The organism is Bifidobacterium santillanense (assembly GCF_018555385.1).
In the GTDB taxonomy this organism is placed as follows: Bacteria; Actinomycetota; Actinomycetes; order Actinomycetales; family Bifidobacteriaceae; genus Bifidobacterium; species Bifidobacterium santillanense.
This window is the reverse complement of sequence record NZ_JAFEJS010000010.1, coordinates 80,075-93,585: the sequence shown is the minus strand read 5'-3', so window position 1 is coordinate 93,585 and position 13,511 is coordinate 80,075. Positions and strand designations below refer to the sequence as shown.

Genomic DNA, 13,511 nt, shown 5'->3' with positions numbered 1-13,511 from the left:
GTCGCGTGGGGAGGGGCTGCATGGAACGATCGCGTAGAGGAGGCTGTGTGGGGCTGCGTGGGACGGTCACGCGTGGGGAATGCTTGACGGTGCGTGGAGTTGAGAAACCGTTGGAAACAAAGGCGACACGCCGTGAGGTTGCGCAAGGCCTGGCATGTGCGTATATTAATCACTCGTTGCGCGGTTCGCCGAGCAGCCGGTTGAAAAACTGAAGATGCCCCCATCGTCTAGCGGTCTAGGACTACGCCCTCTCACGGCGCCAACACCGGTTCAAATCCGGTTGGGGGTACGAAGCGCTACAGCCCACAAGGTTGCAACGCCTGCCAAATTGGGATGTGGTGTAATTGGCAACACAGCTGATTCTGGTTCAGCCATTCTTGGTTCGAGTCCAGGCATCCCAGCCAATGACCCTCGCGAATGCGAGGGTTTTTTGTTTTCCGGATGAAACGCCGGCGAGGCATGATCCGCATGGTCCTGTCATGCGGGGATCGGTGAAATTTCGCGGGATGGCGAGATGCCGCGCCGCATCGCGGGAAGCCGTCGCGTCGAGGGAAGGCGCGAACGGCGAATCATCGCTACAGTGGAGGCTATGACGGAAACACAGCGCGCGCCCGAGGGGTTGTCTTCAAAGCCGAGGATCAGGCCGGCGGAGGCGGGGGAGACCCGTCCTCTGTCCGTGTCCGCGCGTCTGGGACGTCTGCAGTTCCATGCATCCGGCAAGTTCCGCGTGCTGCAGGTCGCGGACATCCAGGACGGTCCGAAGGTCGCCAAGGACACGGTCGCGCTCATCGGGGCGAGCCTCGACGCCGTGCGTCCCGACATCGTGATCTTCACCGGCAACCAGATCGCCGGGTACGACCCCGCATTCGCCGCGACGTTCCGCAAGCGTCGTTGGAGTCCGGAGAACGCATTCGACGACGCGGAATCGGCCGCCGAGGCCAAGGAGCGTACGCGCGAACTGGTGCGCGGGGCCGTCGGGCAGTTCCTGCAACCCCTCATCGACCGCAAGGTGCCGTTCGCCGTGACGTACGGCAACCACGACTTCCAGTGCGGGCTCGACAACGCCGAGCTCGACGCCATCTACCGCGAGTTCCCCGGCTGCGTGAACCCCATGCCCGGCGTCGAGGCCGACGTGCTGCCGGAGGACGGTCTGCTGTACGATCAGGTCGTCTACCCGCACGCGCCCGGCACGTTCGCGCTGCCCGTCTCCGATCCGGACAACAAGCGTACCGTCCTGGGCCTGATCGTCCTCGATTCGGGCGACTACGCGCATGGCGGCGGCTTCTCCGGTCCGTCCGACGACACGCTCGCGTTCCTGCGCGATGCGCCGAGGCTGATCGGTGCCCGCTCGGGCGTCTTCCAGCACATGCCGCTGCCCGAGTACTACGACCTGCTGAAGCCCGTCTCCCCGACCACGGCGTACGCGATGCAGGGCTATCGCGGTCATGCCGCGCAGTACTACGTGCTGGACGAGTCGAAGGTGCGCCCCGGCGGGTATCTGGGCGAGGGCATCAGCTGCCCGGACGAGTCGGGGGAGTTCGCGATCCTGCGTGGGGTGGACGGCGTCGAATATGAGGACGTCGATGCGATGACGGGCCCTGCTGCGTCGCATCGGACCGGGACGGGTGAGTCGTCGGGCGCGACGGCATCCCCGGCCTCACCTCTATATATAGGTGTGGCGACCGGTCACGACCACCGCAACGGCTTCGTCGGCGAGCTGGACGGCGTGATGATGGCCGCGACGCCGACCTGCGGATTCGACACCTACGGTCCCGCGCCGGCCAAGCGCGCGACCCGTCTCATCGAGTTCGACATCCGTCACCCGTATGCGCCGCGCACGCAGCTGTTGGAATTCGGCGAGCTGGTCGGCAAGCCGAGCTCGAAGAAGGCGTACACGTATGCGCTCAACGCCAAGCCGCCTCAGGAGGGCGAGGGCGACGACCTGCTGCGCCGGCCGACGCTGTGGGCACGGATCAGGGGACTGTTCGGGTGAGGCGCGATGGCGCCATGCCGGAGACGTGGCGTGGCGTGAGGGCGTGGCGACTGCCCGCTGCCGGCCGATGCCCGCGACGCCGTGATGCCCTGATCCCTGATGCGGGGAGGATGCGCACCCCGTGAACGAGGAAGGGCGCTTCGGCGACATGAAACGCCAGGTGCTCGGAGCGGCGTGCGCCCCGTGAACACGGAAGGGCGTCTTCCCGCGTGGGGAAGACGCCCTTCGTGATGCCGGTGCGGCGCTGGAGCCGGCCGGGTGGATGTATGGAAGATCAGCGGCCGGAGGAGGCCTTGATCAGCGCCTCGGTCAGGTACTTGCCGGCGGCCATGACCAGCGGCGCGTAGCGGCGTCCGGGCGCGTTGCCCATACGGCCGGACGGGCCGGAGATGGAGATCGCGGCGATGACCTGGCCGGACGCGTTGCGGATCGGCGCGGAGATCGAGCACACGCCCTCCTCGCGCTCGTTGACCGACTCGGACCAGCCGCGCTTGCGCACGGCGGCCAGCTTGGTCGCGTTGAACTTGGCGTGACGCAGTCCCTGGTGCATGCGCTCGGAATCCTCCCAGGCAAGCAGGATCTGCGCGGCGGAGCCGGCCTCCATCGACAGCATCGCGCCGACGGGGATCGAATCGCGCAGACCGGAGGCGCGCTCGACGGCGGCGATGCACACGCGCTGATCGCCCTGACGGCGATAGATCTGCGCGGATTCGCCGGTGCGGTCGAGCAGGGTCTGCAGGATCGGGCCGGCGGCGGTGAGCAGTCGGTCCTCGCCGGCGGCGGCGGCCAGCTCGGCGAATCGGGAGCCGAGCACGAAACGGCCGTGCTGGTCGCGAAGGACGAAGCGATGGCGCTCCAGCGCGATCGCGAGGCGGTGGGCGGTCGGCCTGGCCAGACCGGTGGCGGCCACGAGCTGTCCGAGCGTGGAGGGGCCGGTCTCTAGGGCGTCGAGGATCTTCACGGTCTTGTCAAGCACGCCGACGCCGGAGTGCACTTCGCCGTCGTTCTGCTCGGGGGTTTCCGAGTTCTGGTCCTCGGCGGGGATCTGTTCCGCGACTGGCGTCTCGGCCACGGTGGGGTCTGTGCTTGTTGAAGTCATAATTGATGTTTATACCATCTCACATAGTGAAACACCAAATCGACGAGATGTCTCACGGGGCGAACCTTTGCTGGAATCGCCTGCTGGGGAGCGTTCGCGCGGGTGAAACGCACGGGAGTCGTGTGCGGATCGCACGAAACAATGCTCGCGGAGTCAAGTCAAAAATCGCATATCGGACCGGTTTGAGGGGTATCTCATAATCCGGCCGGGATATGGTTGGGTGCAGTTCGACCGCATAGTCTATTACCACGAACAAGGCGCAAAAGCAATACCTGGCGCTAAGAAAATTAGGAGGAATCCCCATGGGAACGACACTGGCCGAGAAGGTCTGGGCCGATCATCTGGTACGGAAGGGCAGCGATGGAGCGCCCGACCTGCTGTACATCGACCTGATGCTCATGCACGAGGTCACCAGCCCGCAGGCGTTCGAGGGACTTCGACTGGCCGGACGCAAGCCGCGCCACGTCGATCAGCTCATCGCCACGGAGGATCACAACACGCCGACGGTCGACATCGACCGCCCGAACCCGGACAAGACGAGCGCCCTGCAGCTGTCGACGCTCGAGAAGAACTGCAAGGAGTTCGGCGTGCGTCTGCACCCGCTCGGCGACGCCGATCAGGGCATCGTCCACGCGTTCGCCCCGATCCTGGGTCTCACGCAGCCGGGCATGACCATCGTGTGCGGCGACTCGCACACCTCCACGCACGGCGCGTTCGGCGCGCTCGCGTTCGGCATCGGCACCTCCGAGGTCGAGCACGTGATGGCCACGCAGACCCTGTCCCTGAAGCCGTTCAAGACCATGGCGATCAACGTCAACGGCAAGCTGCCGGCCGACGCCACTGCCAAGGACATCATCCTCGCGATCATCGCGAAGATCGGCACCGGCGGCGGCCAGGGGTACGTCATCGAGTACCGCGGCGAGGCGATCCGCGACCTGACGATGGACGAGCGCATGACCGTGTGCAACATGTCCATCGAGGCGGGCGCCCGCGCCGGCATGATCGCGCCGGACGAGACGACGTTCGAGTACTTGAAGGGCCGTCCGCACGCGCCCGAAGGCGAGATGTGGGACAAGGCCGTCGCGTACTGGAAGACGCTCAGGACCGACGACGACGCCGTGTTCGACAAGGTCGTGGACATCGACGCGACCAAGCTCGGACCGTACGTGACCTGGGGTACCAACCCCGGTCAGGGCCTGCCGATCACCGCGAACGTGCCGGACCCGGAGACGATCGCCGACGCGACCAAGCGCGCCGCCGCCGAACGCGCGATCGACTACATGGGCCTGAAGCCCGGCATGCCGATCAAGGACATCGCCGTGGACACCGTGTTCATCGGCTCGTGCACCAACGGCCGCATCGACGACCTGCGTCAGGCCGCCGCGATCATGAAGGGCCATCACAAGGCGAAGAACATCCACCGCGTGCTCGTCGTGCCCGCCTCCTCGCGCGTGCGCCTCGAGGCCGAGCGCGAGGGACTCGACAAGGTGTTCGAGGACTTCGGCGCCGAATGGCGCAACGCCGGCTGCTCGATGTGCCTGGGCATGAACCCGGACAAGCTCGTGCCGAACGAGCGTTCGATCTCGACGTCGAACCGTAATTTCGAGGGCCGCCAGGGCAAGGGCTCGCGCACGCATCTGGCGTCGCCGGCCGTCGCCGCCGCCACCGCCATCCGCGGTACGATCTCGTCCCCCGCCGATCTGTAAAGGACAGTACGTTATGGAAAAACTCACCACCCTGACCGGCGTGGGCGTGCCGCTGCGCCGCTCCAACGTCGACACCGACCAGATCATCCCGGCCGTGTTCCTCAAACGCGTTACCAAGACGGGCTTCGATGACGCCCTGTTCTACGCATGGCGCCGCGACCCCGACTTCGTGCTCAACAAGCCGGAGTACGCCAAGGGCCAGATCCTCGTCGCCGGCCCCGAGTTCGGCATCGGCTCCTCCCGCGAGCACGCCGTGTGGGCGCTGCACGACTACGGCTTCCGCGTGGTCATCGCGCCGAGCTTCGCCGACATCTTCTACGGCAACACCGCCAAGAACGGTGTGCTGGCCGCGATCATGCCGCAGGAGAGCGTCGAGCTGCTGTGGAAGCTCCTCGAGGAGGAGCCGGGCCGCCCGATGACCGTCTCGCTCGAGGACCGCACCGTTACCTGCGGCGACGTGACCCTCCCGTTCGAGGTGAACGACTACACCCGCTGGCGCCTGATGAACGGCTACGACGACATCGACCTGACGCTCCAGCACGAGGACGACATCGCCGCCTACGAGAAGATGCGCGCCGAGAAGTTCCCGTTCAAGCCCAAGACCATCCCCGCCAAGCACCTGCCCGAGGAACCCATCGCCTCCGCCCGCGAGCCGAAGGACGAGGAATGGGCGGGCCCGTTGGCCGATCGAGGCATCATCTAGCCTCGATCGGGCGGCCGGGAGTCCGGTGGACTTCCGGCAGGGGTCGCGCCGAACCGCGACAGCGGTGAGGCCGGATTGGGTCTCGCCGTAGGCGAGTCCGTAATTGCGGGTCCGGGCCCGTTGGCCGATCGAGGCATCATCTAGCCTCGATCGCCGTTTCGGCCGGCGTCGATCCGTCTGATTCGTCTGATGAGCGTCACCTTTTCTCGGGATGATCCCATTCCCCGAGAAAAGGTGACGCTCATCGCGTCTCAGAGGTACCTATTCTCGGGCAATGGGCCCATCTCGAGAATTTGTACCGCGGGGAGTTCGTCAGCGGGCCTTTTTCTCGAGCATCGGGCCGATCCCGAGAAAAGGTGACGCTGGAATCGGAACGGGATGTCGAACCCCGGGACGATGGTGTCGCGGTGTCTAGGATTCGAGCCAGCGTTCCAACGCGTCCGCATCGGCGCGGTGCAGGAACATGAACCGCAGCTCGTCGACGCCGTTCATCACGAACAACGCCATCCGCACCCGTTCGACGCCCCGCGGCTCGCGCCATGGCGTCGTCGCGCGGGTGATCGACTGCACGCGCGAGCGACGGGTCTCCATCGTGAACGTGGTCAGCCGGATCGCGCCCGTCACGATGATGCGATGGGGCAGCGGACGGGGCGACGCGGTCGCCTCGGAGTCCGGTGCGCGAACATCCGCCGCAACGACGCCGGCGACATCCACCGCGACGGGAACATCGGCGTCCATGTCGGCGGGTGTTTCGGGAGCGTCACCGTGCGACATGTCGGGAATCGCGTCGTGAATCCCGTTCCCGTCGGGAACGATCGCATAGCCCTCGGTGCGCGACTTCAGCCAACGGCAGACCGTCCACCACGCGCCGACGGCCAGCGGGACGAACGTCACCCACCAGAACCGCCAGCCGGTCGTCAGGGCCGTAACGCCGCCGACCGCGACGGTCGCGGCGAAGGTCACGACGACTGGCATCATCAGGTAGTAGCGCGTCAAATCGCGGCCGGTCCGGCGGAGGCGCGGAGCCTCGATGCCGCCCGCGGTGTCGTCGGGGCCATCTCCGACCGTGCCCGCGGACGTGTCGGGCGTCGTGTTGGGCGCCGTGCCGGACATGGCGGCATGCGTCGTCGTGGACGTGTCGACGACCCGTGTGCCCGTCCGCCACGCCGTCGCATCGGCCGGTTCGCGCACGTCCCATTCGGGCAGCATCGCGTGCAGGACGTCGTGGACGCGTCGGGTGCCGATCACCGGAAGGACGCTCGCGGCGGAGACGGCGCTCTCCTCGCCGTCGCCGCCGGTCGCCGACGAGCTCAGGCCCAATCCCACCGAACACAGCCGGAACGGGCGTCGCGGCAGTGACTGCCGGATGACGATCGTCTGGATGCGGGAGACCGGAATCGTCGTCGTGCGACGCGTGATGAGGCCCCGGACCACCACCAGGTCGTCGCCGCGGCGCCACACCTCGAAGCCGTGGAACCGCAGCAGCGAGGTGACGATGCTGACGACCATCAGGACGATCACGCACGCCAGCGCCAGCATCACGACCGCGGTCACGCCGCTCGCCGCGTAGTCGCCGAGCGTGCGTTCGGCGGTCCTCGTCCAGTCGCGCGGCAGCATGTCCTGCACGTTCTGCACGAACCCGTACACGACGAACGCGGCCGCGAGGAATCCGAGGTCGGTGACCGCGAACAGGAGGATGTCGCGCGTCGAGGCGCGGAACACCGGGGCATCGCCGCGGACCGGATGCGGGATGGCCGGTGACGATGCGTCCGGTGACGGGATGGCCGAGGACGGCACGCGCGACGGCGGAATCGCCGATGTCGTCGGGGTCTCGCCCGGAGCCCCAAACGCGGAGTCGGACGAGATGGTCGGGGCGTCCGCGGCGGCGTCCGTATTGCCACCCGGAGTGGCGACCGCGTCGGAGGCCGGCCCGGTAGAGGCGCCATGCGATCTGGCCACGGTGCCTGCGTCGTGTGGACTCGCGCACGCCGACGCGCGCAACCGTTCCAACTCGAGCTGCAGCGCGGCCGGCACTGCGTCGAGCGTGATGTCGGTGTCGCCGGCGCCGGCCGCCGAGACGGTCAGACGCACCACGCCGAACGGCTGCAGGTAGATCGGCGACGAGCTGCTGATCGCGTGTATCGAACCGTAGGAGATGGTCCGGTCCCTGCGGAAGAGCACGCCGGAGCGGAATGACAACGCGTCGGGCCCAAGCCGGTAGCGGGTCGACGCCCACCGCGCGATCGGCTGCGACAGCGCCGCCACCACGGCGAGCGCGACGATCGCCGGCAGACTCCAGGCGTGCGATCGGACGATGACGCGCGCCACGACGATCAGCGAGACGGCCAGGCTGACCATCGACCGCAACGAATCGACCAGGGCGACCAGCAGTCCCAACGGATGCAGCATCCGCCAGCCATCGGAGTGTGCGCCGGATGGGCGGTCGGCCAAGGCGCACACGTCCTTCGGGCGGAACCTCGACGGATGCGAATCCGCTGGAGCAGGGGCGATTGGGATGGGACCGGACGGGATGGGTTCGGTCGGGGCGGGGCCGGATCCGGCAGGGTCGGAGCCGTGGGAGTGCACGCCCATCACAGGTCGTCCCTCGCGTTCGCGACGCGCTCGGTGATGAGCGTCACCATGCGCTCGGCCTCGGCGGCGTCCAACGCCTCGATCTCCACCACGTCGGCGGCCGTGTGCACGACCACCGTGGTCAGACCGAAGTACCGCAGCACCGGATTCTGCCTTGTGTCCACATGCTGCACGCGGTTGTACGGCACGGTGGTCGAGCGGCGGAACAGCCAGCCCCTGCGCGTGCGCAGGTCGCGCTCGCCGATGCGGAACCGGTAGAACGCGTATGCGTATTTCGTCTGCAGCGGCTGGAACGCGAGATCCAGCACCGCGTAGGCGGCGGCCAGCGCGACGACGAGCCGCGGCCAGAACCCCCACCAGTCGTTCATCATGCAGATGGCCGTCACCGCGCCGCACACCCCCAGCCAGATGCCGCAGCCGATCGCCTCGCCGACGAGCCACGCCGATCTCGCACGGTCCGGCAGCGTGCGCCATCCGTCGTCACGGCGGCCTGCATGACGGCCGTCCGCATTGCCCCCGACCGGTTGTCCGGTCGTCATCGAGCCTTCCCCGAGTTCGTCCATAGCCTCACTGTATCGGAACGGGACGGTCCCGCGGGCGGACGGTACACACCTGTTGACCGGTCGGGCGCGAAGCTGGACCGGAGGCGACGGATGCGGTTGAGTGGAAGCAACAACACGAGGAAAGGAATCGCCATGAACAACATCGGCATCAATGCGTCCACGTCGGACGGACGGAGCGTAAGGCCACCGCTGTGGGCGCCGTGGTACGGCATCGGCTTCGTCGCCGCGATCGAACGGTTCTTCAGGAAGATGTTCGTGTTCCACGGGCGCGCCTCGCGCGGCGAGTACTGGTGGACCGTCGTGTTCGGTGGACTGCTGGCGTTCGCCGCGATGGCGGCGGTGTACGTGGTGGGCTTCGCGGCCGGTGTCAGCGACGTCGCCGCCACCGCGGGCGCCGACTCCCCGCTGGACGAGCTCGCCGGCAACGTCGGTCTCGCCATCCAGCTGCTGTTCTTCATCCCGACGATCTCGCTGTCGGTCCGTCGACTGCACGACCAGAACCGCAGCGGATGGTGGCTGCTGCTGGCCATACTGCCGCAGGCCGGCGCCGTGGTCCCGACCTTCGTCGCCGGCGTGGTGAACGGGTACACCGGCCACGACGATCCGGCGGTGGTCGTCGTGGGCATACTGGCCACCGTCGGCCTCTACGTGCTGGGCTCGTTGGCGTCGGTGATCCTGATGGTGCTGCCCGGCGACCCGAGGGGCGCGCGGTTCGACAGGCCGCCGGTCGACGCCCTTGCGGGCCGTACGGCCGGTGCCGCGATGACGGACGGCAACGCGGCGAACGCGGTCGCCGGAGGCGTGTCGGCATGAGTGGCGGGCGTGATGCGCACGACGCCGGGAGCCGTGAGGGCACGGGTCTCGGCGGATTCGTCGGCATGCTGGTCAGGGCGCGCGATTGGTGGCGTGAACCGCACTTCCTCGGGAAGACCGCGATCCTCGGACTCATCGCGACACTGGCCGAACTGATCCTCGTACCGCCCGCGTCCCCGGTGCAGATGCTGCTGGCCCTGTGCTGGATGGGTGTGATCGCGCTGCTGCCGTTACGTCCCCGCACGGTGTGCGTGGAGGCGCCCGTGCTGTTCCTTGCAGCCGGATTCCTGCCCGACGGATGGTGGTGGGCGACCGGCGGCACCACACAGGTCGTCGTCTTCCTCGCGATCGGCTACGTGCTGTCCAACCGGGCGGTGGCCGGGCTGCTGGTCGTCTACTCGGTCGCGGACGCCGCGTGCTTCGCGCTGTTCGACACGGCGTCCGTCGGCGGCAGCGCGGTCCGCGGCTTCATCGACGGATTCAACGAGTCCAGCGGCATCGGGGACCTGATTCCCGCCCATCCGGAGACGGCGCTGTCGTCCTACACGCTGATCGTGGGCGTCGCGACGGTCGCGGTCGACGTGATGGTCCTCGGGTTCCTCGTCGTGTTCGGCGCCGCGTTCCGCCGCGCGTCGGCGGCCGACGAGCGGGCCGAACGCGTCGAGACGATGCTCGGCCGCGTCACGCGCGAGCAGGAGCTCGCCCACATGATCCACGATTCCGTCGCCAACGACATGTCCACCATCGCGATGCTCGCCTGGCGCGCGAAGGCGATGGACGACGACGCGGCGATGCTGGACGCGATCTACGCGCGCTCGCACCACGCGCTCGACCGCGTCCACGAGGTCATCGACGTGTTGAACGGCAGGCGCGACCTCGCCGGGCTCGAGGGCGAGATCGCGGCCGAAGCGGGCGGAGTCGGCGGCGAGGGGACGGCCGCGTCGTCCGATGGCGACGGAACCGGGAACGGTGGTGCCGGAACCGGCGCATCCGGCGCGACGAACGCACCGATCGGCGATCTCGCGTTCGATACGCAGCTGGAGAAGTACGTCGAGGATCAGGACCGCACGATGGCGATGCTCGGTCTCAGGGGCGTCACCCGATTCAACGGTGCGCCGGACGTCGTCGTGCCCAAGCCGGTGCGGCGCGTCGTCATGGGGCTCGTCGAGGAGATCTACGCGAACATCGTGCGTCACTGCGCGATGGGTGACGTGGGCGCGGTGGCCGGCGCGGATGCGGAGGGTCGTATGACGGACGGGCCGGACGCATCGGCTGTCCGGCCGGCGGCGGACGGTGCCGCGGCCGCGGAGGGGCATGATGCGACCGGCGTCGCACCCGCGTACACCTTGTTCATCGACATCGCGGCGGACGGCATCCGCATCAGCGAGGTCAACGCGCTCGCCGACGAATCGGCGACGTTGGTGCACGGACGTCGCCACGGCGGCGGACTGGCGATGCATCGCGCGGCCGTTGAGGCGCTCGGCGGCACGCTCAACACCAGCGAGCAGGACGGCACGTGGACGATCGGCGCCCACATTCCGTTCTGACGTTCCGTCATGCCGACGGGTGCATGTCTCGTTTCCGTCGTCCCTCCCGGCGGGGTGGGGAAGCGGAAGGCCGGGCGCCGGCGGTGAGGCGGTGTGTCCGGCGGTGAGGCGGTGCGAAGACGCGTGCGACCCGCGCCGTCAACGGGTGAGCCAGATCGCGATCGCGTGGGCGAGCGACTTCGCGCCGAGCTTATCGACCGCGCGGTGCGCGTGCGTGCGCACGGTCGACGCGGCGACGCCCCACCGCGCGGCGATCTGATCGTAGGAGAGCCCCTGCGAGAGCAGATGCAGCGTCTCCGCCTCCTTGGCGCCCAGTCTCGGCGCCGATTCGTCGCCATCGGCCATGCCGGTCGGCGTGGAGGCCCCGGTCACCGGGGTGCCGGAGGCGCCGTGGCGCGCATCGCCGGGTGCCGCGGACGCATCGGTCGCGCCGGTCCGCCGCCCCGTGAACAGACGGTGCGCCTCCGCGGCCGTATGGAACGTGACCGACCGCGCCTCGGCTGGCGCGTAGACGCCGCCGGATGCCACCGTGCGCAGCGCACGGGCCAGCTGCGGGATGTCGGCCTTCGAGACGATGCCCTGCGCGCCCGCCTCGGCGACGCGCACGGCGTAGTCGGCTACCGAGAACGCGGTGATGCCGAGGAGGGCCACGCGGTCGGTGCGCATGCGGATCTTGCGGCACACGCCCACGCCTGTCGCCTCGCCCAGCGACATGTCCACAAGCAGCAGCTTCGGCCGGGTCTCGGGGTTCAGCGCCATGCGCACGGCCTCGTCGGCGGTCCGCGCCTCCCACGCCCATCGGGCCGACGGCAGCAGCTGCGGCAGGATGCCCTTCAGGGCGAGCAGCGCCATGCGGTCGTTGTCCACCACGGCCACCAGCGTCGGCGTCCCCTTCTCAACACTCATGACCTCCATCCTAGTGAGTCGCGCAATCCGAACGCGGCAATGGCGCGAGCTGGACGGACGCTGGTAGACGTCTGTGTACATGCGCGCGAATTCCCCAGTTCCGGGGGTTAGCGTGGGAACCATGAACACCAACGAACACATTCCCCAGCACGATTCCCCGAATCGGGAACCGCAGGCCGCCGTGTCCGACGGCCTTCAGCCGACCGCGCAGCCGCGGTCCATGTCGCCGGGCGATCCGCAGACGTCCGCGCAGCCTGCGGCGACACCGTCTCCGGCGTCTCCGGCGTCTCCGTCCCCGGCCCCCGTGTATCCGTCCCAACCGCAATCCCAACCGCAATCCCAAGCCCAACCGTGGCCCGCGCAGACGCAGCCGGGATGGTATGCGCCGGGTCAGGCGGCACCGGCGTATCCCACGCAACGGCCCCCGCTGCCGTCGACCGCCGGCGCACCGGCACCCGGGCAAACGCCGGTCCCCGGTCAGGCCCCGGCCTTCGGACAGGCTCCGGTCCCCGGTCCGATGCCGCAGGCGATGTCCGCTCCGCCGCAGGACCCGCGCACCGCGTGGAGACGGCGGCTGCGTAGGATGGTCAACCGCCCGGTGGGCCTGTCGCTGGCCTACGAGCTGGTGGTGAACGCCGGCGTGATCGTGGCCATGGTCGTCGTCATGGCGACCGTCGCCGTGACCGACCACGGGGTCCGCGTCAATCTCGGCGGATCCTCCGCCGATGACGTCGTCAACCGTTGGACGGGCGTGATGAGCCTGTTCTCGGTGCTCTGCGCGTTCGGATTCCTGCTGCTCATGCGTCGCAGGGACATCCTCACCCGCGAGTTCTGGCTCGGCGGCGCGCACGTCGACCGGTACGGCGAACCGGAGCGGATCGGCCGCGTCAGCCGGTACGGCGGCGCACGGATGAGGCCGCTGTGGTTCCTCGTGTTCGTCGCGCTGTGCCTCGGCGTGCAGGGCGCGACCATCCTGATCCAGATGGGCTTCTCCGCCATCGGCATCGACCTGGTCTCGCCGACGCTGGACGACATCAGCGCGTCGGCGACCACCGTGAGCATGTGGCTGTACATCGGCCTCGTCGGCCCGATCTGCGAGGAGGTGATGTTCCGCGGCGTGCTCATGAAGGAGCTCAAGCCCTTGGGCCGCGACTTCGCGATCCTCACCTCGGCGCTGCTGTTCGGCCTGTTCCACGGCGACGTCGTGCAGGGCGTGTTCGCGTTCCTGCTCGGTCTGGTGCTCGGCTTCGTCGCGATGGAGTACTCGCTGGTGTGGGCGATTGCGCTGCACGTGTTCAACAACGCGATTCTGTCCGGCGTGATCGACGGGCTCGCCTCGCACTACCTCGGCGACACCGGATATCTGGTCTATTCGGTCGCGCTGTCGCTGATCGGTGTGATCGCCGCGATCGTCGTGTTCGCCGTCTACGGACGCGGGCTGACGGCGTATGTGCGCGCCCACCGCAGCGCGCCCGGCACCTACTTCGGATGGACGGCGTGGACGTTCATCCTCTGCGTCGTCCTCAACGGCGGCCAGGCCTTGATCTCGTTCGTCACCGCGATGCTCGGCGGCTGATCTGATGGCTGTA

10 protein-coding genes and 2 tRNA genes are annotated in these 13,511 nt (G+C 68.3%); 8 read left to right on the top strand and 4 right to left on the bottom strand.

What is annotated here, in order from left to right; all coding sequences use genetic code 11:
* Positions 1 to 216: 216 nt before the first annotated feature.
* The 3 genes from JS528_RS09180 (at position 217) to JS528_RS09170 (ending at position 1,993) form a co-directional block, all read left to right on the top strand.
* Positions 217 to 289 (top strand) — tRNA-Glu (locus JS528_RS09180).
* Positions 290 to 329: 40 nt separating this feature from the next.
* Positions 330 to 404 (top strand) — tRNA-Gln (locus JS528_RS09175).
* 185 nt (positions 405 to 589) lie between these two features.
* Positions 590 to 1,993: a metallophosphoesterase gene (locus tag JS528_RS09170; RefSeq protein ID WP_214358758.1), complete on the top strand. Its 1,404-nt coding sequence runs from the start codon at positions 590 to 592 to the stop codon at positions 1,991 to 1,993.
* A gap of 274 nt (positions 1,994 to 2,267) precedes the next feature.
* Here the strand turns inward: JS528_RS09170 and JS528_RS09165 are convergent, their stop codons facing one another.
* Positions 2,268 to 3,092: an IclR family transcriptional regulator gene (locus JS528_RS09165; RefSeq protein WP_217626175.1), complete on the bottom strand. Its 825-nt coding sequence runs from the start codon at positions 3,090 to 3,092 to the stop codon at positions 2,268 to 2,270.
* A 302-nt stretch (positions 3,093 to 3,394) separates the two neighbouring features.
* Between JS528_RS09165 and leuC the strand changes: the two genes are divergently transcribed.
* Together leuC and leuD are read left to right on the top strand one after the other, a co-directional pair.
* Positions 3,395 to 4,798, top strand: a complete 1,404-nt coding sequence (gene leuC, locus JS528_RS09160) for a 3-isopropylmalate dehydratase large subunit (RefSeq protein WP_214358757.1) — start codon at positions 3,395 to 3,397, stop codon at positions 4,796 to 4,798.
* A gap of 13 nt (positions 4,799 to 4,811) precedes the next feature.
* Positions 4,812 to 5,501, top strand: coding sequence for a 3-isopropylmalate dehydratase small subunit (leuD, locus tag JS528_RS09155; RefSeq protein ID WP_214358756.1), 690 nt, complete (start codon positions 4,812 to 4,814; stop codon positions 5,499 to 5,501).
* Positions 5,502 to 5,912: 411 nt separating this feature from the next.
* On the opposite strand, the gene JS528_RS09150 is transcribed toward leuD, so the two are convergent.
* A complete protein-coding gene (locus JS528_RS09150) occupies positions 5,913 to 7,910 on the bottom strand; it encodes a PH domain-containing protein (RefSeq protein WP_214358755.1) in 1,998 nt (665 codons plus the stop codon).
* A 182-nt stretch (positions 7,911 to 8,092) separates the two neighbouring features.
* Positions 8,093 to 8,656 carry a PH domain-containing protein gene (locus JS528_RS09145; protein WP_214358754.1) on the bottom strand — a complete coding sequence of 188 codons (564 nt, stop codon included), beginning with the start codon at positions 8,654 to 8,656 and terminating at the stop codon, positions 8,093 to 8,095.
* A gap of 132 nt (positions 8,657 to 8,788) precedes the next feature.
* Here JS528_RS09145 and JS528_RS09140 point away from each other — a divergent pair, with 132 nt between their 5' ends.
* Both JS528_RS09140 and JS528_RS09135 read left to right on the top strand, forming a co-directional pair.
* Positions 8,789 to 9,469 carry a DUF805 domain-containing protein gene (locus JS528_RS09140; protein WP_214358753.1) on the top strand — a complete coding sequence of 227 codons (681 nt, stop codon included), beginning with the start codon at positions 8,789 to 8,791 and terminating at the stop codon, positions 9,467 to 9,469.
* Positions 9,466 to 11,016, top strand: coding sequence for a hypothetical protein (locus JS528_RS09135; protein ID WP_214358752.1), 1,551 nt, complete (start codon positions 9,466 to 9,468; stop codon positions 11,014 to 11,016). Before JS528_RS09140 ends, JS528_RS09135 begins: the two co-directional genes overlap by 4 nt.
* Positions 11,017 to 11,154: 138 nt before the next feature.
* Here the strand turns inward: JS528_RS09135 and JS528_RS09130 are convergent, their stop codons facing one another.
* Complete coding sequence (locus JS528_RS09130) at positions 11,155 to 11,922, bottom strand: response regulator transcription factor (RefSeq protein ID WP_214358751.1); 768 nt, start codon at positions 11,920 to 11,922, stop codon at positions 11,155 to 11,157.
* A 529-nt stretch (positions 11,923 to 12,451) separates the two neighbouring features.
* Here JS528_RS09130 and JS528_RS09125 point away from each other — a divergent pair.
* On the top strand, positions 12,452 to 13,498 hold the full coding sequence (locus JS528_RS09125; protein ID WP_240541434.1) for a CPBP family glutamic-type intramembrane protease: 1,047 nt from the start codon (positions 12,452 to 12,454) through the stop codon (positions 13,496 to 13,498).
* Positions 13,499 to 13,511 lie beyond the last annotated feature (13 nt).

Bases quoted from the DNA above. Each gene is read 5' to 3' on its own strand.
- JS528_RS09170 (WP_214358758.1), top strand. From the start codon at position 590: ATGACGGAAACACAGCGCGCGCCCGAGGGGTTGTCTTCAAAGCCGAGG.
- JS528_RS09165 (WP_217626175.1), bottom strand. From the start codon at position 3,092: ATGACTTCAACAAGCACAGACCCCACCGTGGCCGAGACGCCAGTCGCG.
- leuC (WP_214358757.1), top strand. From the start codon at position 3,395: ATGGGAACGACACTGGCCGAGAAGGTCTGGGCCGATCATCTGGTACGG.
- leuD (WP_214358756.1), top strand. From the start codon at position 4,812: ATGGAAAAACTCACCACCCTGACCGGCGTGGGCGTGCCGCTGCGCCGC.
- JS528_RS09150 (WP_214358755.1), bottom strand. From the start codon at position 7,910: ATGCTGCATCCGTTGGGACTGCTGGTCGCCCTGGTCGATTCGTTGCGG.
- JS528_RS09145 (WP_214358754.1), bottom strand. From the start codon at position 8,656: ATGGACGAACTCGGGGAAGGCTCGATGACGACCGGACAACCGGTCGGG.
- JS528_RS09140 (WP_214358753.1), top strand. From the start codon at position 8,789: ATGAACAACATCGGCATCAATGCGTCCACGTCGGACGGACGGAGCGTA.
- JS528_RS09135 (WP_214358752.1), top strand. From the start codon at position 9,466: ATGAGTGGCGGGCGTGATGCGCACGACGCCGGGAGCCGTGAGGGCACG.
- JS528_RS09130 (WP_214358751.1), bottom strand. From the start codon at position 11,922: ATGAGTGTTGAGAAGGGGACGCCGACGCTGGTGGCCGTGGTGGACAAC.
- JS528_RS09125 (WP_240541434.1), top strand. From the start codon at position 12,452: ATGTCCGCTCCGCCGCAGGACCCGCGCACCGCGTGGAGACGGCGGCTG.